This window comes from Kitasatospora indigofera (assembly GCF_014655955.1).
GTDB classification, from domain to species: Bacteria; Actinomycetota; Actinomycetes; order Streptomycetales; family Streptomycetaceae; genus Kitasatospora; species Kitasatospora indigofera.
The window spans coordinates 1-25,633 of record NZ_BNBO01000071.1 but is presented as its reverse complement, the minus strand read 5'-3'; the positions used below and the strand labels follow the sequence as shown (position 1 = coordinate 25,633).

Genomic DNA, 25,633 nt, shown 5'->3' with positions numbered 1-25,633 from the left:
TCGACGAAGGCCGTCGTCGCGTGTCGCATCAGGTCAAGTACCCTCCGGCAGGCCGGAGTCCAGCAGGGCCGCCGACAACGCGGGACTGCACCCGTCATGTTCCTCCGGCCGACTCCCGACGACACGTGGTCGACCACGCGGCGCCCGGCCCCCGCAGGGTGAACTCTTGCCCCTGAGCACGGCGGACGACCCCCGGGACCGGAGCCGGCGGCGGTGTCACCCGATGCCCGGCGCCCGCCCTCGCCACCCGCGTCCTCACCTCTCCGGGGGACCCGAGGGACGTCGCATCCGCCGGAAACGGAGCGGATTGTGCCGTTCCCTGTGGCATTCAGGGGTTCTGGTCGTAGATTTGGTGTCAGGAACCGTGGTTGACGATGCGACAGGAGTGCTTGTGGCAGGCGAAGCAACGTTCGGTACGGACAGTGGTGTGGGATCGACGATCGCGCTGCTGGAGGCGCAGTTGCCCGCCGCGCGGGAACGGCGGGGCCGGCTGGAGGAGGAACTCGCGGCCGCCGTCGCCCGGGAGAGCGCCATCACCAGCGTGCTGGAGGGCCTGCGGGCCCTCTCCGGCACGCACCTCGACGGCCAGGCCGAGCCGCGGGACGCCGTCGAGGCCCCCGTCCCCGACCCGGCCCCCGACCTGGCCCCCGACCTGGCCCCCGACCTGGCCCTGGGCCCGGACGAGGCCGCGGGGACGGTGACGTCGACGTCGGGCGGACAGGGCACCGCGGCGGACTCCTCGGCGGAGGGCCCGGCCCAGGACCCGGTACAGGACCCGGCGGACACCGCACCGGTTTCCGCCGAGCCCACGGCGGAACCCGCCGCCAGGCCCGCGCGGAGGACCACCGGCCGGAGCGCGGCCACCCGCGCGGCCGCCAAGAGGACGACGGCGGCGAAGAGGACCACGGCGGGAAGGAAGGCGAGCACGGGAGGGAAGGCCAACGCCGGGACGGCGGTCGCGGCGACGGCGAAGGGCGCCGCACCCGAGTCCCAGCCGGGCGAAGTCCCGGCAGTGGTCACCGTCCCGAAGAAGCGCACCAGCAGGAGCGCGCCGAAGGCCGTGCCCGACGCGGCTCCGAACGACGCCGGGCCCGCGACGGTCGAGAAGGCCGCGGCTCCGGCGAGGAAGGCGGCGCCCGCCAAGGCGGCCTCCCGGAAGGCGACTTCCCGCAAGGCGGCGTCTGCGAAGCCGGCGCCCAAGAAGGTGGCGCCCAAGAAGGCCGTGCCCGCGACGGAGGCCGCACCGGCCACCGTCGACGCCCCGGCTGCTGCGACCGCCGCTCCGGTCGACGCGGGCCCTGCCAAGGCGGCTTCGGCCCCGGGCCGTCGTCGGCTGGCCGATGCCGAGGGCGTCCTGGCCGTGCTGGCCCAGGCGCAGAACCCGCTGCGTGCCCGGGAGGTGGCCGGCCTGCTGGGCCTGGACGGCGCCGACGCGACCGTCAACGCGATCCGCACCCGGCTGGAGCGCCTCGCCAAGTCCGGTCATGCGCAGCGCCCCGGGCGCGGCCTCTACACGGTGGCGGCCGACCGGCCGGGCACCGCGGGCTGAGGCACGGCGGGCCGAGGTACGGCGGGGACCGGTGGTGGTGCACCCCCGGTCCCCGCCGGGGGTGCACCGGCGCCGGTCGGGCAGGCAGATCGGCGGGCAGGTCGGCAGGCGGATAGACCGGCGCGGTGCCGCTCGCCGCAGGGCCTCCGCCCGGTACCGCTCAGTGCAGGGCGTCCGCCTTGGCCCGCATGTCCGCGGCGCGTGCGACGCGGAGCTGGGTGAACAGCTCGGCGGCCCGGTTCCAGTTCGTACGGGCCTCCTCCTTCGCACCGAGTTCCGCCTGGGCGGAGGCGAGGTTGTCCAGTGCCTCGGCCATGTTGTAGCGGTCGTGCATCTCCTCGAAGACCTCCAGGGCCCGGCGGTGGCCCGCGACCGCGTCGTGGAGGTTGCCGAGGTCCTGGTGGGCGTAGGCGATGGTGCCCCAGGCCCCGGCCTCGTAGCGCCGGTCGCCGGCCTCCCGCAGGATGGGGATCGCCTCCTCGCACCTGGCGACGGCCTCCTGGTGATCGCCCAACTGCACCAGCCGCCAGGCCGCGTCCGTGAGCGCACGTCCGACCTCGTTGTGCTGGCCGAGGCTCCGGGCGACCGTCAGGGCGTCGAGGGCGTGCCGCAGGCCCTCGGCGGGTCGTTCCAGGTAGAGGTACACCCAGCTGACATCGCGTTCGGCCCGGGCCCGGCGTTCGACGGGCAGGCGGTCCAGGTGCTGGAGGACGAGGCCGAGCGGGCCGTCGACGTCCTGGAGGCGGCCCGTCTCGATGAGGGCCCGGACCAGATTGTGGCCGGCCCTGTTGATGGTGACCGGGTCGTCGGCCTCCAGCGCGGCTTCGAGCGCGCTGCCGGACGCGGCGATCTCCTCGCTCCAACGGCCCTCCACCTCGTTGTAGGCCGCCCATTCGAGCGTGAGGTTCAGGCGGTGGCGCAGCAGGGCCGGGTCCGCCGCCGAGCGCTGGACGGCGAGGAAGGCCGGGTCCTCCTGGCCGTACCAGTCGAGGGCGTCCTCGCGGCTTTCGAACGCGACCTGGACGACTCCCGGCTCCGGGGCGCCGATCGGCAGGGCGAGGGACCGGGACAGGAAGTGGTTGGCCGCGTGGGCGTTCTGGCGCAGGTAGTCGAGCAGCCGGCTCCGGGCGGCGAGGAGGTCGTCGCCCTCCTGGCGCGCCAGTTCGGCTCCGTAGGCACGCAGGAGGTCGTGCAGGACGTAACGGCCGTCGGCGTCGCGGGAGAGCAGGCTGGCCGAGGTGAGTTCGCGCAGGTGCCGTCGGGCGGCCGGCAGCTCCGCGCCCGCCAGGGAGGCGGCGGCCTCCGCCGACACCGCCGGCCCCGGGTGGAGCGCCAGGCTGCGGAAGAAGCGTGCCGCCTGGTGGGTCAGCGAGTGGTACGAGAGGGAGAGGACGGCACGGACGTCGGCCCGCCGGTCCTCCCCCGCCAGGGCGTCGAGGCGCGGTTCGGTCCGGCGCAGGTCCCGGACGGCCGTGCTGAGGGACATCATCGGGGCGGCGCTGAGCTGGGCGGCCACCACGGCGACCGCGAGCGGCAGGCGGCCGCACAGTCCGACCAGTTCGGCCGCCGCCTCGGGCTCGGCCAGGCAGCGCTGCTCGCCGATCCGTGCGGACAGCGCCGCCACCGCCTCGGCCTCCGTCCACACGTCCAGGCCGACGAGGGCGGCGCCGTCGGTGGCGGCGAGGCCGGCGAGCTGGTTGCGCGAGGTGATGATGGTCAGGCAGCCCGGGGAGGCGGGCAGGAGGGGCCGGACCTGCTCCGCGGACCGGGCGTTGTCCAGCAGGACGATCATCCGCCGGTCACGGGTCCGCTTCCGGAACATCGCGGTGCGCTCTTCGGTGCCGGGTGGGATCTCGTTGCTGGCGACGCCCAGCGCGCGGAGGAATCCCCCGAGGGCGGCGCCGGGGTCGAGGGGGCTGCGGGCGTCCTCGAAGCCCCGCAGGTTCACGTACATCTGACCGTCCGGGAAGCGGTCGGCCACCTGGTGCGCCCAGTGCACCGCCAGGGCGGTCTTGCCCACGCCGGCCATGCCGCCGATCGCCGAGATGACGACGTGCCCGCCCTGCCCGGAGGCCCGGTCGGTGTGGCCGAGGACGCCGGCCAGCTCCGATTCGCGGCCGCGGAAGGCGGCGAGGTCGGGGGGCAGCTGCTGGGGCACCTGCTGGGTGCGCCGGGTCGAGGCCTGGACGAGGAGCCGCCGGTCGGTGCCCTCCAGCTCCAGGACGTCCATCAGTTCGTTGAGCGTGGCCTGGCGGGGCAGGCTCCTGCCCCGCTCCATGTCACCGATGGCCCGCACGCTCACCCCGGATGCCTGGGCGAGTCCTTCCAAGGTGAACTGGCCGCGCAGGCGCGCCTCGCGCAGCAGCTGACCGAATGTGCCTTCGTCCGTCCCCATCCGCAGGAAGGTAGATCAAGTCGACGCCCTTCACGGGCGATGTCCGCATGGCGGACCTGTTTGTCCCACGGACGTCCGCCCGCGCCCCCGGCGTCGGTCGCCGGGCCGGACCGGCAGTGCCCGCCCGGCCCGGCCCGGTGGTGCTACGCGGTGCCGGTGAGGTGGTCCGTGAAGAAGGCGGCGAGCCTGTCGACCGCCGGGTCGACGTACTCCTTCCGGTCGTAGAGGTCGACGTGGCTGGCGCCCTGGATCCAGTGGAGTTCCTTGGGGCCGGTCGCCCGCTGGTGGACGTCGACCGCCATCCAGGAGGTGACGGCGCGGGTGCCGGCGATCTGCAGCAGGGGGCGGGGGCCGATGAGCGGGACGGCGTGGAAGGCGTCGAAGGAGGCGAGCCTGTCGATGCTGGGCCAGGCGAAGCTCTTGGCGGACCGGTCGTGCCGGCCCCGGTCGGTGCAGTAGTACTCGAATCCCTCGACGGCGTGTTCGCCGCCCGCCGCGCCGGCCTGCTCGGCGGTCTCGGGGAAGATCGGCAGCGCGCCGGGGTCCTCGCCCCGGGCCGCGGCGGTGCGGGCCCGCGCGGCGGCGTCGAGCAGGCTCCGGAAGACGGCCGGGTCCTGGGTGCCGTCGGCGCCGAGGCGGAACTGGCGGGCCACGTCGACGCCGCTGACGGTGGCGACGGCCCGCACCCGCCGGTCACCGCCCGTGGCGGTGAGCGCGTATCCGCCGGAGGCGCAGATGCCGAGCAGGCCGATCCGGCCGGCGTCGACGTCGGTGCGGGTGGTGAGGTAGGAGACGGCGGCCTTGAAGTCCTCCACCCGCTGGCCGGGGTCCTCCAGGCCGCGGGGGACGCCGCCGGACTCGCCCTGGTGGGCCGCGTCGAAGGTGAGGGCGAGGAAGCCGCGCTCCGCCAGCCGCCGCGCGTACAGGCCGGAGGACTGCTCCTTCACGCTGGTGCCGGGGTGGCCCACCACGACGGCGGGAAGCGGCCCCGGGGCCCGGCGGTCGGGGTCGGGGAGGTGGAGGTGGGCGGCGATGTCGATGCCGTTGCTCCGGAAGGTCACGCTGCTGGGGGTCATGGGGGCTCCTGGTGAGAGTCGGACTGCCGGCGAGCCGCAGGGCGGCGGGCCCCGCGGACAGGCAGCCACCGAGGTGACGGCCGGCCGCTACGGACGGCCGCCCCGCGGTGAGCACTCCCACCGTGACCGGTCGAAGGGGGATGCGGCATGCGTCAAATGACGGCCGGTCGGGTCACCGTCACCGGGCCTGCCGCCTGGACCGGGCGGGGCCGGAGCGGCCGGAGTCCTTCCGAGCGTCGTCGGGAGCCGCCCCTCTCTTAACCCCTTCGAGCAGTTACGTTCGGCGGTTCACTCGACCCCGTGCAGGAGATGTCCCGCAGCTCGGAGGGAGGCAGGAGATGACAGCCGGCTGCACCCGCGGGGTGGCCGTGGCGGGAGAAAAGACCGAACTGGCCGAGGCCGCTCACCAGTTGTGCCCTCACTCGAAGGCGGCCCGGGGCACCGGCCCGGTGATCATCAAGCGCTCGGCTCACCGCTGTGGCGCGCGCGGTAGGTGGCGGCCTTGACCCGGTTGCCGCAGGTCTTCATGGCGCACCATTCACGCCGGTGACCGCGCGAGCGGTCGAGGTAGACCTGGGTGCACTCGGGCCGGGAGCACTCACGGAGCAGCACCGCGTCGTCGCCGCCGAGGATCTCGACGGTCTCGCGGGCGAGCGCCGCGAGCCCCTGGGCCGCACCGCCGGTCCTGGTGGCGCCGTCGGCGTGCAGGCGAAGCGTCACGGGCAGTCCCGCGGCGTGCTTGTTCACCTCGGCGATCGCCCGCGGCGGGAGCGCCTCGCCGTGGAGCCGGGCACCGATGAGCGAGTACATCGACTCGCGCAGGTCCAGGGCGACGGCGAGGTCGGTCTCGTCGGCGCCGGGCGCGGCGTCGAACATCCCGGCCTCGACGAACCAGGCGTCGAGGTGCCGGGGGGCGGCCAGCTTCTCCCCCGGTGCCTCGTTGCGCCGCGCGCGAAGGGTCCCGACGAAGTCGAGGGGCAGAGTCCCGCAGGGAAAGGCATGCATCACATAACTATTCTGACCGGTTGCTGCCCTGCCGGGCAATCCGCCCCACGGGGGCCGCCCCTGCGGGTGACCCGGTCACAGCTGACCGGTGGCCAGCCAGACGGTCGCGGCAGCGGCCGTGAGGAGCCCGACGTTGAGGCCCACCTGGCGGTCCTCGCCGGTCAGGTGCACGGCCACCGCACCGATCTGCAGGAGCACGAACCCGACGGCCGCGGCCAGGGCCGACCAGGGCGCGATGCCGGTCGCGGGCGGCAGGATCAGCCCGACGGCGCCCAGGACCTCGACCGTTCCCAGGGCGCGGACGGCGGGCAGCGGTACCCGGTCGACCCAGGCCATCATCGGGCGCAGCTGGTCGGGGCTGCGGATCACCTTGAGCGCGCCCGCGTAGAGGTAGAAGGCGGCGAGCAGGCCGGCGACGGTCCAGTAGGCGACGGTCATGAATTCCCTTTCCTGGTCACCGCTCGTCGGTGACCCGATGGTGCCGGGGAGCCCCGGAGCCGGTACGTGAGCCCGGGCGGTCGGCCGGACGCCCGGAGGGCCGGGCCTCCCGGCCGGGCCGGCCACCGATCCGGCGGGCCGGTCCACGGCCCACCGGGCTCCCCGTCGTGGTCATGGTCCGAGTGCACCGCCGGGGGCCCGCCGGTGTCCAAGACCTGTTCCGGCACGCCGATACCCCTCGGGTATCGTTGCAGCGTGGAGCTACGTACCCTGCGCTACTTCGTGGCGGTCGCCGAGGAACTCCACTTCGGGCGGGCGGCCGCCCGGCTGCACATGAGCCAGCCGCCGCTGAGCCGGGCGATCAAGCAACTAGAGGCGGAGGCCGGTGCCCTGCTGTTCACCCGCTCGCCCGCCGGCGTCGCGCTCACCCCGGTCGGGGCGGTGCTGCTCGACGAGGCGCGGGCCCTGCTCGACCAGGCCGAGCGGCTGCGCCTGCGGGTGAGCGCGGCCGCCGGCGGCGCGACCATCACCATCGGCATCCTGGGCGACGGCACGGACCCCGGCACCACCAGGCTGGCGGCCGCCTTCCGCGAGAGCCACCCCGGTGTCGACGTCCGCGTCCGCGACACCGACCTGACCGACCCGACCTGCGGGCTGCGCGCCGGACTGGTCGACGTCGCCCTGACCCGCGCGCCCTTCGACGAAACCGCCCTGACGGTCCGTGGGCTGCGCACCGATCCGGTGGGGGCGGTGCTGCGCGCCGACGATCCGCTGGCCCGTCGCGAACACCTGAGGCTCGCCGACCTGGCCGGCCGGCGCTGGTTCCAGTTCCCGCAGGGCACCGACCCGGTCTGGCAGTCGTACTGGAACGGCGGCGAGCCGCGCGAGGGGCCGGTGGTGCGCGTCGTCCAGGAATGCCTGCAGGCCGTGCTCTGGAACGGCACGATCGGGCTGGCCCCGCTCGGGCACGACCTGCCGGCGAACCTGGCCGTCGTCCCGCTGGTCGACATGGCGCCCAGCCGGGTGGTCGTGGCGTGGAACGACGGGGACACCAATCCGCTGATCCGGTCGTTCGTCGGGATCGCGACGGCCGCCTACCACCCCTGAGCAGCGGGCGCGGCGGGCAGCGGGAAACACGTACGGGCCGGTGGTCGTTCCCCGTACCTGGCCGGGCCGCACCGGCCCGGCCAGGTGCCGGGACTCCGCCGGTCACACCCGCAGGGTGCGCCAGGGGCGGGTCGCGTGCTCGGCGGGGGTGCCGTCCAGCACGCGGGCGGTGCGGGCGGCCGGGTCGAGGACGACGGTGGCCAGGCTCGCCCAGCGGTGCCCCGGCGGGCCGGTCAGGTCGGGGAGACAGGTCACCGGGGGCTCCCCCGGGCCGGTCACCAGCCGCTCGACCAGGTGCCCCGCATGCTCGACGGGTTCGCGGGCGATCCGGTCGCGGAGGAAGGCGTACCGCTCGCCGGAGTCGGGCTGGTAGAGCCGGCTCTTCTCGTGCTCGGCGGGCACGGCGGTGAGGAAGTGATTGGTGCGCAGGAGCGTCCCGGGGGCCGCCTCGGGCGCCTCGAAGATCCCGGCCGGGCTGAGGTCGAGGAGCAGGGCCTCCCGTTCGTCGAAGAGCAGGAAGGACCCGGACGAGGTGAGGGGCGCCTCCCGCAGGATCTCCCTCGCGTGCCGGGCGCTGCCGGCCTCCTCCAGGACGAGCGCGGCCAGCATGTGGACGGGTACGCCGCCGACGCGGTCGTCCCGGTGGCCGAGGATGTTGAAGTGCAGGGCGACCCCGGCGCTGTTGACGCCGATCTTGGCGAGGATGCCGTGCTCGGTGATCCCGGTGTAGCGGTGCGCGGCGCCGGCGGAGTCGACGGTGTGCCAGGCGGCGCTGAGTTCGACGTGCCAGTCCCAGGTCTGCACGCCGACATGGGCGGTGGCCCCGGCGGCGGCCGGCAGGCGTCGCACGAGGGTGGAGCACTCGCCGGGCGGGACGGCGCTGCCGCGGGCGAGGATCTCGGTGCGGGCGTTGAGCGCGGCGATCCGCCAGGGTTCGACGGCGGCCCCGGCGGCGATGCCCTCGATCTGGGCGCACAAGCCGGGGCGGAAGGCGTCGACGGCTTCGAGGGCGCGGCCGGCGTCGTCGCGGACGGTCGCCGGGCGGATGCCCGCGAGGGCGAAGAGGCGGTCGTAGCCGTCCAGCGCCAGGTGGAGGGTGTCGGCGAGCTGCCGGCCCCGGGCGTGTCCGCGCTCGCGGGGGTCGGCGGCGTCGACGCGGACGTGCGCGCGGTGGTCGGGGCGGGGAAAGGGTGCTGAGGTCACGGGGTTCGTTCCTGTGCGGCGGGCCGGGGTGCGTGGAGCAGCGGGGTGCCGTCGACGACGGTGGCGAGGACGGGGTTGGCCGCCTGCTCCTCGGGGGTGAGGTGGAGCGGGTTGCGGGCGAAGACGGTGAGGTCGGCCAGGTGGCCCGGGGCGATCCGGCCGAGCCGGCCCGTGTCGCCCGCGGCGACGGCCGGGGCACGGGTCATCCCGGCGTAGGCCTCCCGCGCGGTGATCCGCTGGCCGGGCTGGACGGGGACGGCGTCGGGCTGCTCGACCGGGCGGCGCAGCTGGGCGTCGGCGAGTGCGGTGCGCGGGTCGGCGACGCCGATCGGCCAGTCGGAGCCGAGGGCGACCACCGCGCCGTGGTCGAGCAGGTCCCGGGTGCGCCAGCCGTGCGCGACCCGTTGCGGGCCGATCCGGACGGACCAGTTGTCGCTCTGGTCGGCGCTGGTCAGCCGGGTGGCGTGGGCGGGTTGGAGGCCGGCGACGACGCCGAGGGCGGCGAAGCGCGGGAGCAGGTCGTCGGGGATCGACTCGATGTGCTCGATGCGGTGCGGGGCGGAGGGCGCGTGGCCGGTCTCCTCGATCACGTCGAGGGCGGTGCGCACGGCCTGGTCGCCGATGGCGTGGGTGGCGGTGGGGATGTCGCGTTCGGTGAAGAAGCGGACGGCTTCGCGGTACCCGTCGACGTTGCGCCACAGCGGGTGGCGGTTCTGGCCGTGCAGGTCGGGGTGTTCGAACCAGGCGGAGCCGTTGTCGGCGGTGCCGTCCAGCATGAACTTGGCGCCCGCGACGTGCCAGCGGCGGCCGGCCAGCCGCTGCTGGGCGGCGACGGCCTCCCAGACCTCGCGGGTGGAGTCGGCGGGCACCAGCGGTGAGCAGCGCACCCGTAGCGGGAGGTCCCCGTCGGCCTCGATCCGCCGGTAGACCTCCTCGGAGGGCGGGGTGAAGTCGAGTGCGTGCAGGCCGGTGAGGCCGGTCGCGGCGAACCGGCGCAGTCGGTCGGCGACGTGTCCGGCGGCCTCGGCCAGGGGCACCTCGGGGTAGTGGGCGAGGACGAGGTCCATGGCCTGGAGTTCGACGACGAAGCCGGTGGGCCGCCCGTCGGGTCCGGTGGCGATCCGGGAGGCGTCGTCGAAGGTCTCGGTGCCGGTCAGGCCGACGCGGGTGACGGCGGCGGGGCTGATGACGAGGGAGTGCGCGTCGCGGGTCATCAGCGAGACCGGCACGCCGGGCAGGTGCTGTTCGAACGGCTCGCCGGTGGGTTCGGCGTCGAAGACGTTGATGTCGAGGTTGAAGCCGGTGACCCACGGCTCGATGCCCTGGCCGGTCGCCTCGGCGGGCGTGTCGGCGGGCTCGTCAGCAGACGTGCCGGGCGACGTGCCGGGAGATGTGCCGGCGGGCGGGCGGGCCGGGGTGTGGCCGGGGGTGCAGCCGGTGCTCCGGGCGGCCAGGTGCTCGGCGATGCGGGCGCAGACGTCGTCGAGGGTGGTCAGGCCGTCGAGGTCCAGCCCGGTGCCGGCCTCGATCGCGCCCCACACCGGGTGGGCGTGGGGGTCGGTGAGGCCAGGGGTGAGGGTCGCGCCGGGGAATTCGAGGACGGCGGTGGCGGGGCCCGTCCACCGGTGGAGGAGGTCGTCGCCGCCGACGGCGAGGATCCTGCCGTCACGGACGGCGACCACGGTGTCGGTGGCCGGGCCGGGCACGGGATCGAAGTTCTCGATCCGTGCCACGCGCACGATGAGGTCGGCAGTCATGGTCGGTCTCTCAGTGCTGGGGGGTGGTGGGCGGCAGAGTTGTCGCGGGGGGCTGGGCGGTGGCGGGCGGCGCGGCCGTCGCCGGGTGCGGGGCGATGACCGGGTGCGGGGCGGTCGCCGGGGGCAGCGCGGTGGCGGCGGGCAGCGTGCCGAAGGCCCGGGACAGGGCCCAGTACAGGACGGCCGAGCCGAGGACCCCGACGGGGACGGCGAGGTTGAGGCCGCCCATGGCCGAGGACAGCGGGCCGGCCCAGGAGCTGGAGCTCGCGCAGAGGGTGGCGGCCGATGCGCCGCCGAGGGTGGCCAGCACGCCGGCCCGGTTGACGCCCGCGCGGTACCAGTAGGGGCTGGTGCGGCTCTGGTCGTGGAGCTGCTCGCCGTCGTAGCGGTTGCGCCGCAGGACGATGTCGGTGGCGTAGACGGCCATGCAGGGGCCGGTGACGACGACGACGAGTTCCATCAGGGTGTTGACGGCGGTGAGGAAGTCGAACACCAGGAGGGCGAAGAGCGTCATGGCGGTGCCGATCAGGCCGACGACCAGGACGGCGACCACCCGGTGCAGCCGGACGCCGACGGACTGCATCGACAGGCCGGAGCTGTAGGCGGTGATGCCGTTGTTCGCCACGGTGTTCAGCACCACCGCGATGACGAGGACGGGGACGAACCAGGCCGGCACGACGCTCTCCAGCGCGGCCTGCGGGTCGCTCATGTCGAGGGTGGTGGCGGCGAGGGAGCCGACCGCGGTGAACAGGACGCTCGGCAGGAAGGCGCCGGACGCGGTCCACAGCGTGATGGCCTTCGGGCTGGTCTCCCGGGGCAGGTAGCGGGTGAGGTCGGGGCTGTTGGCGTAGGACAGCGGGGCGGAGGCGACGATGGTGAAGCCGGAGGCCAGGGCGACGAACCGGCCGAGGCCGGTGAGGGGTTCGGTCGGGGTGTAGGACCAGTTCGCACGGGTGAGGACCATGACGCCGACCGCGAGGAACACCACGGTGAGCAGGACGCTCAGCGCGCCGTAGAGGCGCACGATGGTGGCGTGCCCGTAGATCGCGACCAGGATGGTGGCGCCGGCGATCAGGCAGACGACCAGGGCGTCCACCGCCGGGGTGTCGGGCAGGCCGGCGCGGCTGGTGAGGCCGAGCCCGGCGACGGAGGCCGCCGACCAGTTCAGGGCCAGGTAGAGCGAGGCGATCAGCCAGCCGGTGAGCGCGACGACGGCCTTGTTGCCGACGACGCCGTACATCGCGCGGGAGATGACCGACCCGGAGGTGCCGGCGGCGGGGCCGCTGACCGCGATGAAGCCGGTGAGGAGCCAGAAGAGGTTGCCGGCGACGGTGACCGCCAGTGCCTCGGCGAGCGAGAGACCCGTCAGGACCAGGGCTCCGCCGACCACGAAGCTGAGGTAGCTCACGTTGGGTGCGGCCCAGAGGGTGAACAGTTCGCGGGCTGCGCCGTGCCGTTCGGAGTCGGGTACGCAGTCGATGCCGCGGCTCTCGAACGAACCGGCGCGGTCCTGTCCGGAGGGGGCCGCGGCCACGTCGGGGCCGCTTGCAGAACGCTCCATGGGGGTTCCTTCGGTGGGGGGAGGCGGCAGCACCGCGCCGGGCGGCACCGTTCCGAGTGGCACCGCGCTGGGCGGCACCTCGCTGGACGGGCGAGAGCCCGGGAGGGTGGGGCCAGGTGAGGGCTGGGCAGGAGAGGGCGAGGGCGGGCACCGGGTCGCTATTGATGCTGACACCAATAAGCTGTTGGTGCGACATCCAATAGGCTGTTCCGCATGACGTCAACCCCCCGGGCCGCCCGGACGCGCAAGACCGCGGAGGAACGCCGGCACGAGATCCTGCGGACCGCCGCCCGGCTGGCACTGGAACGCGGGCTGGAACGCACGACCATGCAGCAGGTCGCCGACGAGCTGGGGGTGCGCCCGGGCCTGATCGGCCACTACTTCCCGAGCATCGACGACCTGCTGTGCGAGGCGTTCGCCTGCGCGGTGACCGGCGAACGCGAGTCGCTGCTGCCGGCGGCCGACGCCGGACTGGCACCGCTCCGTCGCTTGAGCCGCCTGCTGCACCGCCTGAACGGCCAGGACTTCGTCGACTTCGGCCGGCTCTGGCTCAACGCCCGGCACCTCTCCCGCTACCGCCCCACGCTGCGCGGCGTGGTCGCCGAGCAGGAGGCGGTGATGCGCGACGCCCTCACGGCCGTGATCGAGGACGGCGTGCGCAGCGGCGACTTCACCACCCCGGACCCACTGGGGGCGTGCCTGGTCATCCTGGTGGCGATCGACGGGCTCGGCGCCTACGCGAACGACGAACCGCAGTTCACCCACCCCGCGCTCGACGTCCTCGTCTTCACCACGGCGGAGCGCGAACTCGGACTGACTGCAGGCATGTTGCGCGACGCGGGCTGAGCGGGGCACACCAGCCCGGCCGGGGCGGCCGAGCCGCCAGGCCGTCCCCGTCGCCCGGACCGCCCGGGCAGGAGCCCCCGGCCGCCGGTGGCGCGCGACCCAGCGGTCTCGTCCCGACCCGCGCCCCGGCCCCCACCCCGGCGGCTGCCGGCAGCGCCCGCAAGCGAGCGCCTCGCCCCACTGTCCGGCCCCGGCCGCGCGCCCGTGACCGACTCCACCCCTCCCCCGCGCCCTGACCGACCCGCGCCCTGACCGACCCGCACGCGACGGGGCAGCAGCCGACGGAACGGCGACACCCCGTCGTGCCGGCGAAGTCCGCGCCGCCCCACGGACTTCCGACGGAACGGCGACACCCCGTCGTGCCGGCGAAGTCCGCGCCGCCCCACGGACTTCGGCAACGTCCTCCGCCCAGAGCCGAGTTGACCACCCATCGCCGCCGCGCCGGCCGGGCGGATCACCGCACCTGCCCCGCAGGAGCAATCACCCCCGGACACGGCCGACGGCGCGGCCGGCGGACGCCGGGCACCCGAGGCACCGCCGCCCGAATCGCCTGCGGCGTTGACCACTGCGAGCTGCGGGAACATGCCGGCCCGGGCGGCCGGGGCGTCAGGACCGTTGACAAATTGGTTACTTGACGGAAATCTGTCACCCAGACAGCGCAAATGATTGACCGAGATACGCAAAAGCCTTTCACTCATGCTGTCGCCCTCCGCCGAAACCGTGTCGCGCGGCCCGGCGGGACCTCCCCCACCCTGTCCGACCGGCGCACCGGCACCCGCGCCCCTCACCCGGCTCCCCAAGTCGCCGCACACCTCGGCGGCCCCGAGGGCGGTCCCCCGGGGAAGGGCGCGGCGTCCCGCTGCCCGGCCACGAACAAGAGGACCCGAACAGATGAGACGGAAACACCAGGGCCGACGGCTGTTCGCCGGCACGGTGGTCGCCGGCCTGGTCGCCGTCGGGCTGACGCCCGTCAGCGCCGCCCACGCCGCCACCGGCCCCAACCTCGCACTCGGCAAGCCCGCCACCGCCAGCGGAGCCAACGGCGGGTACCCGGCGGGCAACATCACCGACGGCAGCCAGGCCTCCTACTGGGAGAGCCCCTCGGGGGCGTTCCCGCAGTGGGTGCAGGTCGACCTCGGCAGCAGCGTCAACGTGAACGAGGTGGCACTGAAGCTCCCGTCCTCCTGGGGCTCCCGCACCGAGACGCTGAGCGTCCTCGGCAGCACCAACGGTTCGGCCTTCAGTACGCTGGCCGGCTCCACCGGCCGGGTGTTCGACCCGTCCGGGGCGAACACCGTGGACATCACCTTCCCGGCCGCCGCCGTCCGCTACGTCCGGGTGCAGGTCACCGGGAACACCGGCTGGAACGCCGGCCAGATCTCCGAACTGGAGGTCTACGGCGAGGGCGGCGGACCGGTCGACCCGCCCGTCACCGGCTCGAACCTGGCGCGCAACAAGCCCGTCGAGGCGACCTCGACGACCCAGTCCTACACCGCCGCCAACGCCGTCGACGACAACGTCTCCACCTACTGGGAGTCGGCCGGGTTCCCGTCGGCCCTGACCGTGAAGCTCGGCTCCAACGCCGACGTCGAGGCCGTGGTGGTCAAGCTCAACCCCGACCCGGCCTGGGGCGCCAGGACACAGGCGATCCAGGTCGAGGGCCGGGAGCAGTCGGCGGCCGGCTTCACGACGCTGCGCGCCCGGGCCGACTACGCGTTCAGCCCGGGCAGCCAGAACACCGTGACGATCCCGGTGACCGGCCGCTACGCCGACGTCCGGCTGACGTTCTCCTCCAACACCGGCGCCCCCGGCGCGCAGGTCGCCGAGCTCCAGGTGGTCGGCACCGCCGCGCCCAACCCGGATCTCACCGTCACCGACCTGGCCTGGTCGCCGACCGCCCCGACCGAGGCGGACAACGTCACCGTCAACGCGACGGTGCGCAACGCCGGCACCGCCGCCTCCCCGGCGACGACCGTCAACGTCAGCCTCGAAGGCGTCGTGGCCGGCTCGGCCCCGGTGGGTGCGCTGGCCGCCGGCGCCTCGGCGACCGTCCCGGTCGCGGTGGGCAAGCGCCCGATGGGCAGCTACACCGTGTCGGCGGTGGTCGACCCCACCGACACCGTCGCCGAGCAGGACAACTCCAACAACAGCCGGACGGGCTCGACGAAGCTCGCGGTGGCCCAGAGCCCCGGCCCGGACCTCACGGTCACGGGCATCGCCTCGAACCCGGCCTCCCCGGCCGTCGGGGCGGCCGTCAGCTTCACCGTGGCCGTGCAGAACCGCGGCACCACCGCCGTCGCCGCCGGCTCGGTCACCCGCCTGGCCGTGGGCGGCACCACGCTGAACGGGACGACGGGCGCCATCGCGGCCGGCGCGACCGCCCAGGTGCCGGTCAGCGGCACCTGGACCGCCGCCAGCGGCGGCGCCACGCTCACCGCCACGGCGGACGCCACCGGGGTGATCGCCGAGACCAACGAGAACAACAACGTGTTCGCCCGCTCGATCGTGGTCGGCCGCGGCGCCGCGCTGCCGTACACCGAGTACGAGGCGGAGGACGCCCAGTACAACGGCGTCCTGCTGCAGTCGGACCAGAAGCGCACGTTCAGCCACACCAACTTCGCCACCGAGTCCTCCGGCCGCCGGTCGGTCCAGCTCAACTCCCAGGGCCAGTACGTGGAGTTCACCTCCACCAACGCCTCGAACTCGATCGTCGTACGCAACTCGATCCCGGACGCGCCGGGCGGCGGCGGCCAGTCGGCGACGATCAGCCTCTACATCGACGGCACGTTCAACCGGAAGCTGACCCTGTCCTCCAAGCACAGCTGGCTGTACGGCAGCACCGACAGCCCCGAGGGCCTGACCAACACGCCGGGCGGCGACGCCCGCCGCCTGTTCGACGAGTCCAACGCGCTGCTGCCGCAGTCCTACCCGCCGGGCACCAAGTTCCGCCTCCAACGGGACGCGGGCGACAACGCCGCGTTCTACATCCTCGACCTGGTCGACCTGGAGCAGGTCGCCCCGGCCCTCCCGCAGCCGGCCGGCTGCACCTCGATCACCGCGTACGGCGCCGTTCCCAACGACGGCATCGACGACACGGACGCCATCCAGCGCGCCGTCACGGCCGACCAGAAGGGCGAGATCGGCTGCGTGTGGATCCCCGCCGGCCAGTGGCGGCAGGAGCAGAAGATCCTCACGGACGACCCGCTGAACCGCGGCCAGTACAACCAGGTCGGCATCAGCAACGTGACGATCCGCGGCGCGGGCATGTGGCACACCCAGCTCTACACGCTGACGGCGCCGCAGGACGCGGGCGGCATCAACCACCCGCACGAGGGCAACTTCGGCTTCGACATCGACGACAACACCCAGATCTCGGACATCGCGATCTTCGGTTCGGGAACCATCCGCGGCGGTGACGGCAACGCCGAGGGCGGTGTCGGCCTCAACGGCCGGTTCGGCAAGAACACCAAGATCAGCAACGTCTGGATCGAGCACGCCAACGTCGCCGTCTGGGTCGGCCGCGACTACGACAACATCCCCGCCCTGTGGGGCCCGGGCGACGGCCTCGAGTTCACCGGCATGCGCATCCGCAACACCTACGCCGACGGCATCAACTTCGCCAACAGCACCCGCAACTCGACCGTCTTCAACTCCTCCTTCCGCAACACCGGCGACGACTCGCTCGCCGTCTGGTCCAACAAGGCCGTGAAGGACCAGTCGGTCGACATCGGCCACGACAACCACTTCCGCAACAACACCGTCCAGCTGCCCTGGCGCGCCAACGGCATCGCGGTGTACGGCGGTTACGGCAACACCATCGAGAACAACATCGTCTCCGACACGATGAACTACCCGGGCATCATGCTGGCGACCGACCACGACCCGCTGCCCTTCTCCGGACAGACCCTGATCGCCAACAACGCCCTGTACCGGACGGGCGGCGCCTTCTGGGGCGAGCAGCAGGAGTTCGGGGCCATCACCCTGTTCGCCTCCTCGCAGGACATCCCCGGCGTCACCATCCGCGACACCGACATCTACGACTCCACCTACGACGGCATCCAGTTCAAGACCGGCGGCGGGGCGACCCCGAACGTCCAGGTCAGCAACGTACGGATCGACAAGTCCGTCAACGGCTCGGGCATCCTGGCCCACGGGGGCGCGCGTGGTTCCGCCACGCTCACCAACGTGACCATCACCAACTCGGCCCAGGGCAACGTCCTGATCGAGCCCGGCTCACAGTTCGTCATCAACGGGACCCCGAACACCCCGGCCCCGTAACCGCCCCACCCGCACCGACGCCCTGACCGGCGAGGGCCTCCGGGCCGTGGGACCCACCCCACGGCCCGGAGGCCCGCCGCATTCCCCGGCCGGCCGGACCTCGGCGGCCCCGGCTCGCCCGGGGCCCCTCCTGGGCCGGGCCGCGGCGCGCCGGGCCGATGAGTGCCCTGGTCGCGTAGGCCTGCCGGCTTCTGCGCCGCTCTGCCGGACGGATCGCGGAACGGCGAGTGCCGGTGATCAATCCGTCGTCGCCGCCGACAGGCGATCGGCGAACCCCCCGAGTGCGGCAGCAGCTTGCGGGCGGTGGCGGGCGAGCGAGCGGAGGCGGCCCGCACCGGCGGCGCGCTGGACGGGTGTCCCCTCCCGCGCGGCATCGGCGAACAACGCCTCCGGCGACGCCTCGTGACCGGCCTCGCAGACCGCGACCACCGCCGCCAGGTAGGGCGCCACGAAGGGTACGCCGTTCAGTGCGGGGGCGGCCCTCAGCAGGGGACCCAGTCCGGCGGTGTTGCCCCGGTCGATGAGGTCCATCGCGGCGTCGGCTGCGGCGGCGGGGTCGCAGACGGCGTCGTAGATCTCCGGCACGTCCAGATGGTCGGCCAGTTCCAGGATCCCGAGGTGCTGGCGGGCCGCCGGGTCGTCCGGCCGCGATGCCAGGAGGTCGCGGGCGAGCGGATCCGTCGCCAGCCCGGGGTGGCCGCGCAGGTGGTCCATGTCTTCGGCCCAGCCGGCGGCGGCGAGCCACCCGTCGACGAGGACGGTGGCCTCGTGGAGCGCGCGTTGCTCGGCCGCGACCTCCTGGAGACCGCGCGCCGCGACGGCGCGCAGGAGGTCGTCCAGTTCGACGATGGGAGTGATCTCCGGGTACACCGTACGGACGTGAGCGACCAGGGCACGGTCCGGGCCGTCCTCCAGAAGGGACGGCGACTGCCGCAGGAGCTCCTCCTTCTCCGGCCAGTTCCCCGCGGACAGCCACGGCTCCAGCTGGTCCAGCGACTCCTCGGGGAGCTCGACCGTCGCCCAGTCGGGCAGCCCGGGCAGGGCCCGGGTGATGGCGGACTGCGGGCCGCTCTCCTCACGGAGCAGTTCGACGAGCATGCGGACCGCGCGGCGCGCCGGGCCGGTCTGCTTGTTCTCCGTCGTGTCGTGGACGCGCCGGGCCGCGTCGAGAAGGTCGTCGACGGCCCCGGAAGGATCGTCGTTGACGTGCCGCCAGTGGCCTCGATAGGTGAGGAGGGCCGCGGCGGAGCCGGGGTCGAAGCGGGACACCACGTCGTCGGACGTGGCCATTGCCGCAGGCCCGTTGCCACCGGCCCGGAACTGGCGGTGGAGGTTCTTCAGGGAGATACCGAGGTCGATCAGGTAGGCCTCGGAGTTCCTCAGCGCCAGGGCACAGTTGAGTTCCACGGCCTCGCTGACGGACGCCATGGCAGCCGGCGAGTCGCCCGCGTCGTGCTGCCGGTTGGAGAGGTTGGTGAGCGCCCCGGCGAGGGCCGGGAGGTGGGACGCCCGGTTCTCCGCCACGAGCGCACGGCAGATCCGGACGGCTTCGGTGATCGTCACCATCGCCGCCGCCGGCTGCCCCGCGTCAGCCTGCCGGTTGGAGAGATTGCTCAGCGACGAGGCCAGCCCGGGCAGGTGGACGGCGGGATCGTCCGCTGCCAGCGCACGACGGATCTCGACAGCTTCGGTGATCGATTCCAGTGCCGGCTGGTCCTCGCCCGCTTCCTCCTGCTGACCGGAGAGGTTGTTGAGAGCCAGGGCGAGTTGGGGACGGTGCAGGGCGGGGTTCTGGTCCGCCAGGGTGCGCCAGATGCGGACGGACTCGGTGATCGACTCCAGTGCTTCCGGTGCTTGCCCGGCGCCTGCCCGGTGGACGGAGAGGTTAGTGAGCGAAAGGGCAAGATCGCCGAGGTGTACCGCAGGATTCTCCTCCACCAGGGCACGGCGGATGGTGACGGCCTCGGTGACCGACTCCAGCGCCGGGCCCGGCTGTCCGGTCTCGGACTGCGCGTTGGACAGGGTGGTCAGGGCCCTGGCGAGTTGAGGGAGGTGTGCAGCGCGGTTCTGCTCCACCAGGGTGCGGCTGATCCGGACGGCTTCGACGGCCGAGCCGAGCGCCTCCTGCTGCTCACCCACATTCATCTGACGGACAGCCAGATTATTCAGCTCCAGAGCCAGTTCAGGCAGGTTCTCGGCAGGACTCTCCGCCACCAGGGCCCGGCGGATCCGGACGGCTTCGGTGACGGACACCAACGAGCCCGGTACGTCACCCGAGTCGGCCTGTTGGACCGAGAGGCTGTTGAGTGACATGGCGAGGCCGGGGAGGTTCGCGGTGTCCCGCTGCACCAACGCTCGGCGGAGCCGAACGGCTTCCTCGGCGGACACCAGTGCCCCGCGATGGTCGCCGGTCTTCGACTGCTGGCTGGCCAGGTTGTTGAGGGCTGTGGCGAGCTGAGGAAGATACGCCGCCGGCTCCTGCTCCGCCAGGGTGCGGTAGTACTGGACGGCCTCGCGGATCGACACCAGGGCCTCGCGCCAGTTGCCGACCGCTCCCTGCCGGACACTGAGGTTGGTCAACGACAGTGCCAGATCTGGGAGGTGGGCTTCGAGGCTCTCCGCCACCAGGGCCCGGTGGATCCGAACGGCCTCGGCGACAGGGGCCACGGCCTCCCGAATCTCACCGGTGCCTGCCAATTGGTTGGACAGGTTGTTCAGGGCCGCGGCGAGGTCGGCGAGGTGGGCTTCGGGGTTCTCCGCCACCAGGGCCCGGCGGATCCGGACGGCCTCGGTGATGGCGGGCCCCGCAACCTCCGGATCGCCGGCCTTCCTGTGGTGCACGGAGAAGTCGCTCAGGACGGAGGCGAGGCCGGGGAGGTGGGCTTCGGGGTTCTCCGCCACCAGGGCCCGGCGGATCCGGACGGCTTCGGCGATGGACAACAGCGCGGCCTGCCGCCGGCCTGAGTCGGCCTGCCTGGCCGCAAGATTGCCCAGCAGGTGGGCGAGGGCCGGGAGCTGGGCGGCCGGGCTGCGCACCGACAGATCGCGGCAGATCTGAACGGCGCGGGTGATCGACTCCAGCGCGGCCCGTGAGTCTCCCGCCTCCTGCTGGCGCAGGGCCAGGTTGTTGAGTGAAGTGGCGAGGTCGGGCAGGTGTTCGTCCGGGTCCTTCTCCGCCAGGGCGCGGCGGATGGCGACGGCCTCGGTGATCGACGCGAGTGCGGGGCCCAACCGGTCGAGCTCCGCCTGCCGGAGCGAGAGGTTGTTGAGGGAGAGGGCGAGGTCCGGCAGACAGGTGTCCGGGTCGCTCTCCGCCAGGGTGCGGCGGATGCCGACGGCCTCGGTGACCGAATCCAACGCGGCGCTCAACCGGCCCAGCTCGGACTGCTGGTTGGACAGGTTGGTGAGGGTGGTTGCGAGGCCCGGGAGGTACTCGTCCGGATGGTCCTGGGCGAGGGTGCGGCGGATGCCGACGGCTTCGGTGACCGACTCCAGCGCGGCCCGCCGGTCACCCATCTCGCCTTGCCGTACGGCGAGGTTGTTGAGCCAGTTCGCCATCGCGGACTGTGATTCCTCGGAGTTGGCCCCGCTCTCCCGAGGCCGTGAGCGCTGGGTGGCGATCAGGGCGAGCCGGGGCAGGAAGGCGTGACTGACGGGAAGCTCCCCGGCGAGTTCGGCCAGCGGCAGTGGAGTCGGGTCCGCCTGTGCAAGGCGTTCGAGGGCTCGGACGAACGGTCCGCCCTGTGATGTGGCAACGTCCAGAGCGGCCCGCCAGAGCCTGGGTACGGCATCGAGTGCTGCCACGGCCGCGTCGGATCCGCCGTCGAGGTGCGCGGTGGTGGCGAACCGCGAGATGCCGACGCACACGTTCCGGAGTTCGGCCTCGTTGGCCAGCTGCAGGCAACGGGAGAGCAGATCCGGTCGGGCTGTCATGATCGTTGTGCTGAGGTGGGTACCGACAGGGTCGGGCCGTACCGCGACGGTGCCGTCCTCGGGCGCCTCGGGCAGCAGGTCCTCGAACAGGCCGACCATTTCGCGGCGCCAGGAGCCGTCGGTGGCGAGGTCCGGAATGCCTTTGAGGACCTGCCCGATCCGGCAGCGCTTGGGCGCAAGGAGTGTGAGGAGGGCCCCTGCCTCCCGTAGAACCTGGAGGACGTCGTCGGAGGTTCGGCCGATCTGTGAGCTGTAGGCACGCTCCCAGTACTGGAACTCGTGGTCGAGGATGTGTTCGTACAACCCGGGTGCCTCGGTCGGGTGGTGCGCACCGGGGAAATGGGCTTCCAGCCAGGCGAGCATGACCAGGTCGAGCGTGGTCCACGGGCCGGAGGCGAGGTCGGCCGGCGGGGCCGCGCCGAGGACGGCGGCCTCGGCGGCCCCGAAGGACCTCAGGGCGGATCGGTACACCCCGGCCTGGCGCGGGTGCTGCGGTGCGAGCGGGACGTTCCTCAGCGTGTGGCGGTGGTCCGTCCGCCGGAGGTCCACGGCGATCTGATTGTCCCACCAGCCGGCCACCGAGCGGGCGGTGAGCAGCAGGCAGGTCGGCGCTTCGCGGTCCCGCAGCACGCGCAGCAGGTTGATGACGTCGGTGGTCCTGTGGTCCTCGGCGTAGTCGACGACCACGAGCAGGGGTGACGCGACCCGACCGAGCCAGGCGCAGTCCTCGGAGTGCGGTTCGCGGTTGAAGAAGCCGCTGTACCAGCCGTCCTGGGCCAGCTGGTGGGCGAGTTCGGCGGCGAGGCGGGTCTTGCCGGCGCCGCCCGTGCCGTGCAGCAGCGCGATGCGGGTCCGCGCACCGCCGCTGTCGGCCGCCTGGAAGTACTCACGCAGGGAGTCGAGTTCGTCGCGGCGCTGGAAGCGGATGATGTCGTGGCGGGCCGACAGCAGCTTGAGCGGGCCCGCCTCGTCCGGCTCCGTGGGCAGGGGGTGGTAGGGCGGGGTGAGGACCGGGGCGGTGGGCTTGTCCGGCAGTGGGTGCGGTTCGATGCCGGAGCGCCCGAGTTCGATGTCCAGGGCGGCACGCAGGCGGTTCTCCGCCACGGCTTCGCGAAGGAGCCGTGCGCCCCGGGCCACCGCCTCGGCCCAGGGACGGGGTTCACGCCCTTCGGAGCTGCTGCCCGACTGTCGGGCGGCAGCGGTGATGTCGATCACCAGGTACGTGCCGGGCTCGTCCTCGGCGTCGGCGAGGTCGTCGAGGAACCCCTCCGGGAGCGACTGCCAGTCCGGCCGGAGCTCGTCCGCCCGGTAGTCGGAGTCGTGCCCACCGCCGCCGGAGCCGCCCAGCCAGACGGCGACCAGGGCGTGGGCGGGGGCACCGGGCCGGCCGGTGGTGACGAGGAGGAGGGGGTGGAGCCGGGCGTCGAGGCACGCTCCGGCGTAGGTGACCGCCAGGTCGAGGCAGGTGCCGTGCCGGGGCAGGTGCAGCACCTCGTAGGGCGTGCGGATGATCTGCCTGCCGGGCGAGCTGCTGGCCGGCTCGTCGGCGTAGGTGATCCGCCGGGCGGCGAACGCGTCGTACAGGGCGCGGGCGCGGTCGAGTGGAGCCGACCGTCCTTGCGCGGGCACCGGGAGGGCGAGCAGGGCGTGGGGTGTTCCGGGGTCGGCGCCGCTTCCGCGGCTGCTCTGGACGTAGGCCGGCAGCCCGGCGGGCGCGTCGGTGGGCCATCGGGGCCAGATCGTGCTCACTGCTCGTACTCCGAGTCGTCGGTGGCGATGACGGCGACCGTGTCGCCGGTGGTCAGCCGGTCCACGTCGGGCACACCGGTCGCGGAGACCTCCAGGTGGCAGGCCCCGGCCGGAAGGCTGTCGAGGACGGCGTGCCAGGAGGAGCCGTCGGTGGCGCGAACCGCCTCCCTCCACGGTGCGGGTGCTGCCGTCCGGTCCCCGGCGGTCCGGTACCGGAACCGCACCCGCGTCCGCTCGTCGGCCTGCGTGCCGTGGAGGGTCACGCGGAACGGGACGGGCCTGCCGGCGGGGGCGGCCTCGTCGAGGTCGAGCCCGAGCCAGGGGCCGTCCGGCGTGTCGCCGCGGACCGCCGTGAGCGGCTCGCCCTCGTGCTCGGCGAGGAGGTCGACGACGGCGGCGGTGGATGCGAGGGCCAGGTGGCGCTCGGTCACCACGTGGCGGGCGTTGAGGTCGGTCCCGGCGTCGATGGGGATCGCGGATATCGCCGGCACGGTACCGTCGCCGTGCCAGGTGGGGTTGGGCAGCCACGGTGCCGCCTCTTTGGTCACCGTGATGCCCGACGAGGTGAGCAGGCCGTGCTGGAGCGTGCCGTGGCCGCGGCTGAACACCGCCGTGAGCAGCGGGCGCTGCGGTGTGCCGGCCAGGCGCGTCCAGGCCGTTTCGATGTCGCGGTGGACCTCGAAGGCGGCCTTGGCCCGGACCGCGAACGCGGGATCGGCGTCCCACTGGTGCGGGTACAGCGGATCGACGCCGTCGGGGTCGGCGAGTGCCGGGTAGCGCGGCAGCAGCTCGTACACCGAGGGCCACGTCCGGAGCACACGGGTCAGCCCGGCGAGCCGGACCGGTCCGACGGGCAGTCCGTTGACAAGGACGTCCAGGGCCTTCGGCGCGCCTCGGTGCGGGGTCCCGAGGGTGATGAGCGCCTTGCAGAACGGCGCACCGCCGCCCGGGCCGAGCCAGTGGCGGGCCACCAGCCCGCCCATCGAGTGCGCGACGACGATCACCCGGCGATGCCGGGCGGTGGTGTGCAGGTCGCCGAGGCGGGCGGCGATCTCGCTCCTGAGACGTTCGGCCGCGTGCCGGACCCCGAGGCGGAAGTCGTACGGGAACAGCAGGACGTCCGCCCCGGTGTCCGGCGGTTGCCCCGGGCGGGCCGTGTCGATGCGGACGTCCCCGAAGTGGTGGACGATCCTGCGGACGAGCCGTCCGTAGCCCGGGACGACGAACGGGCCGGCGACCGTGATGTCCGGCAGCACGTCGACCGGACGGAGCTCCGGTGTCTCGTCCAGCCCCAACCTGGCGGGACGGGCCAGCGCCCCGAGCAGTCGCCGCCGGTGCGCGTCCCAGTGCGGCGCCCCGTCGGACGTCTGCAGGACGCTTCCGCCGATGCCCGGCACCACCACGACCAGATGCTGCAACGGCACCGGCGACTCCCTCTTCCACGGCCGACGTTCGGAACTGACGCACAGTCACAGGGGTGCGCATCCGACGGTACTGCTGCCCCGGCCGGGACGGACGGGAATCGGCGACATGGGTGCGGCGCCGAGGACCTCGCGGTAGGGGCTCGGCGGCGCGGGCACCGGCACGGCACGGACGAGGCGTGCGGGTGACCGGCGCCCGCCGTGGCCCGGAACCGCCCGCCCGGCCGGGCCCGGTCAGGCCAGCGGTGCGGCGTCCAGCCGGATGACCTCGGCCGGTCCGGCCCGGAACGCCGGACTCGCCGCGTCGGCCTCGGTCATGTGCGGGGTCACGTCGTGGGCGGCGAGGGCGGCCTCGGACGACCACCGTTCGACGAGCACGAACCGGTCGGGCTCCCCGGTCACCTGGTGCAGGTCGTACCGGAGGCAGCCGGGCTCGGCCCGCACGATCGGGGCCAGCCGTTCGAAGGCGGCGATCTGGTCGCCGCCCCGGCCGGGCCGGGTGGTGATCAGGATGACGAGGTGTACCGGCTGTGACATGCGCGGAAGGCTACCCGGTGGGCCGGCCGGGGGTGTTGGCCGGGCCGGCTCCGGGCCGGCCGGCCCGGCGGTGCGCCGGGGCCTCACCCTTTCGGGCCCGGCGCGCGGCGCGGGCCGCCGGGGGATCCGACGATGAAGGTGCGCGACCCTGCCCGCCCGGAGATCGGAGACCGTGATGCCAACCCTGACGGTGTGGCGTTTCCCCACCCCGACCGGGGCCGACGCCGCCCTGGAGAGCCTCAAGGAGCTGCACCGGCAGCAGCTGATCACGGTGCAGGACGGTGCGGTGGTGAACTGGCCGGAGGGCGCCAAGAAGCCCAGGACCCGGCACCTGGCCAACCTCACCGGGCGGGGCGCCCTGGGCGGTGCGTTCTGGGGGATGCTGTTCGGAGTGATCTTCCTGGTGCCCATCCTCGGCATCGCCGTCGGCGCCGCCTTCGGCGCCCTCGGCGGCTCGCTCGCCAAGGCCGGCGGCATCGACGAGGACTTCATCCGGCAGGTGCGGGAGAGCGTCACGCCCGGGACGTCAGCGCTGTTCGTGCTGAGCTCGGACGCCGTGCTGGACCGGATCCGGACGGCCTTCGAGGGCTGGGACGCCGAGCTGATCCAGACGAACCTCTCGGCCGAGGAGGAGTCCCGGTTGCGCGAGGCCTTCTCCGAGGACCACGAGACGCACTGACCCCACTGATCTCCACTCATCCCCACTGAACCCCACTGAACCACGTGAGCGGCACGCTCCTCGGCGCCGCGCGGACCGGACGGCCTCGCCGCCGTCCGA

At 73.6% G+C, this 25,633-nt stretch carries 15 protein-coding genes; 5 read left to right on the top strand and 10 right to left on the bottom strand.

The features are described from left to right. Nucleotides 1–427 precede the first annotated feature (427 nt). Nucleotides 428–1,549, top strand: coding sequence for a hypothetical protein (locus tag IE329_RS35685; RefSeq protein WP_190215203.1), 1,122 nt, complete (start codon nucleotides 428–430; stop codon nucleotides 1,547–1,549). Between the two features lie 160 nt (nucleotides 1,550–1,709). On the opposite strand, the gene IE329_RS35680 is transcribed toward IE329_RS35685, so the two are convergent. From IE329_RS35680 to IE329_RS35665, 4 genes are all read right to left on the bottom strand, one after another. Next, nucleotides 1,710–3,944, bottom strand: coding sequence for an ATP-binding protein (locus tag IE329_RS35680; RefSeq protein WP_190215202.1), 2,235 nt, complete (start codon nucleotides 3,942–3,944; stop codon nucleotides 1,710–1,712). A gap of 143 nt (nucleotides 3,945–4,087) precedes the next feature. Then, nucleotides 4,088–5,020 carry an alpha/beta hydrolase gene (locus IE329_RS35675; protein WP_190215201.1) on the bottom strand — a complete coding sequence of 311 codons (933 nt, stop codon included), beginning with the start codon at nucleotides 5,018–5,020 and terminating at the stop codon, nucleotides 4,088–4,090. A 456-nt stretch (nucleotides 5,021–5,476) separates the two neighbouring features. Further along, entirely contained in the window at nucleotides 5,477–6,025 is a 549-nt protein-coding gene (locus tag IE329_RS35670) for a CGNR zinc finger domain-containing protein (RefSeq protein ID WP_373311400.1), read from the bottom strand. Between the two features lie 75 nt (nucleotides 6,026–6,100). Next, a complete protein-coding gene (locus IE329_RS35665) occupies nucleotides 6,101–6,463 on the bottom strand; it encodes a DoxX family protein (RefSeq protein WP_190215199.1) in 363 nt (120 codons plus the stop codon). Nucleotides 6,464–6,718: 255 nt separating this feature from the next. Between IE329_RS35665 and IE329_RS35660 the strand changes: the two genes are divergently transcribed. Beyond that, nucleotides 6,719–7,570, top strand: coding sequence for a LysR family transcriptional regulator (locus tag IE329_RS35660; RefSeq protein ID WP_229928027.1), 852 nt, complete (start codon nucleotides 6,719–6,721; stop codon nucleotides 7,568–7,570). A gap of 102 nt (nucleotides 7,571–7,672) precedes the next feature. Here IE329_RS35660 and IE329_RS35655 read toward each other — a convergent pair whose 3' ends face one another. From IE329_RS35655 to IE329_RS35645, 3 genes are read right to left on the bottom strand one after another with little or no spacing between them, the layout of a single operon-like run. Beyond that, nucleotides 7,673–8,773 carry a C45 family autoproteolytic acyltransferase/hydolase gene (locus IE329_RS35655; protein ID WP_190215198.1) on the bottom strand — a complete coding sequence of 367 codons (1,101 nt, stop codon included), beginning with the start codon at nucleotides 8,771–8,773 and terminating at the stop codon, nucleotides 7,673–7,675. Then, a complete protein-coding gene (locus IE329_RS35650; RefSeq protein ID WP_190215197.1) occupies nucleotides 8,770–10,530 on the bottom strand; it encodes an amidohydrolase in 1,761 nt (586 codons plus the stop codon). The genes IE329_RS35655 and IE329_RS35650 overlap by 4 nt, the downstream gene beginning before the upstream one ends. Before the next feature lie 10 nt (nucleotides 10,531–10,540). Next, nucleotides 10,541–12,091 (bottom strand): purine-cytosine permease family protein, encoded by a 1,551-nt coding sequence (locus tag IE329_RS35645; protein WP_190215196.1) that lies wholly within the window; start codon nucleotides 12,089–12,091, stop codon nucleotides 10,541–10,543. Nucleotides 12,092–12,304: 213 nt separating this feature from the next. Here IE329_RS35645 and IE329_RS35640 point away from each other — a divergent pair, with 213 nt between their 5' ends. Next, nucleotides 12,305–12,937: a TetR/AcrR family transcriptional regulator gene (locus IE329_RS35640; protein WP_190215195.1), complete on the top strand. Its 633-nt coding sequence runs from the start codon at nucleotides 12,305–12,307 to the stop codon at nucleotides 12,935–12,937. An 891-nt stretch (nucleotides 12,938–13,828) separates the two neighbouring features. After that, on the top strand, nucleotides 13,829–17,215 hold the full coding sequence (locus IE329_RS35635; protein ID WP_190215194.1) for a CARDB domain-containing protein: 3,387 nt from the start codon (nucleotides 13,829–13,831) through the stop codon (nucleotides 17,213–17,215). Nucleotides 17,216–17,452: 237 nt separating this feature from the next. Here IE329_RS35635 and IE329_RS35630 read toward each other — a convergent pair whose 3' ends face one another. The 3 genes from IE329_RS35630 to IE329_RS35620 form a co-directional block, all read right to left on the bottom strand. Then, nucleotides 17,453–22,897, bottom strand: a complete 5,445-nt coding sequence (locus IE329_RS35630; protein WP_190215193.1) for a tetratricopeptide repeat protein — start codon at nucleotides 22,895–22,897, stop codon at nucleotides 17,453–17,455. After that, nucleotides 22,894–24,321, bottom strand: a complete 1,428-nt coding sequence (locus tag IE329_RS35625) for an alpha/beta hydrolase (RefSeq protein WP_190215192.1) — start codon at nucleotides 24,319–24,321, stop codon at nucleotides 22,894–22,896. Before IE329_RS35625 ends, IE329_RS35630 begins: the two co-directional genes overlap by 4 nt. Before the next feature lie 231 nt (nucleotides 24,322–24,552). Further along, nucleotides 24,553–24,855: a putative quinol monooxygenase gene (locus IE329_RS35620; RefSeq protein WP_190215191.1), complete on the bottom strand. Its 303-nt coding sequence runs from the start codon at nucleotides 24,853–24,855 to the stop codon at nucleotides 24,553–24,555. 175 nt (nucleotides 24,856–25,030) lie between these two features. On the opposite strand from IE329_RS35620, the gene IE329_RS35615 reads away from it, so the two are divergent. After that, nucleotides 25,031–25,534, top strand: a complete 504-nt coding sequence (locus IE329_RS35615) for a DUF1269 domain-containing protein (protein WP_190215190.1) — start codon at nucleotides 25,031–25,033, stop codon at nucleotides 25,532–25,534. Nucleotides 25,535–25,633 lie beyond the last annotated feature (99 nt).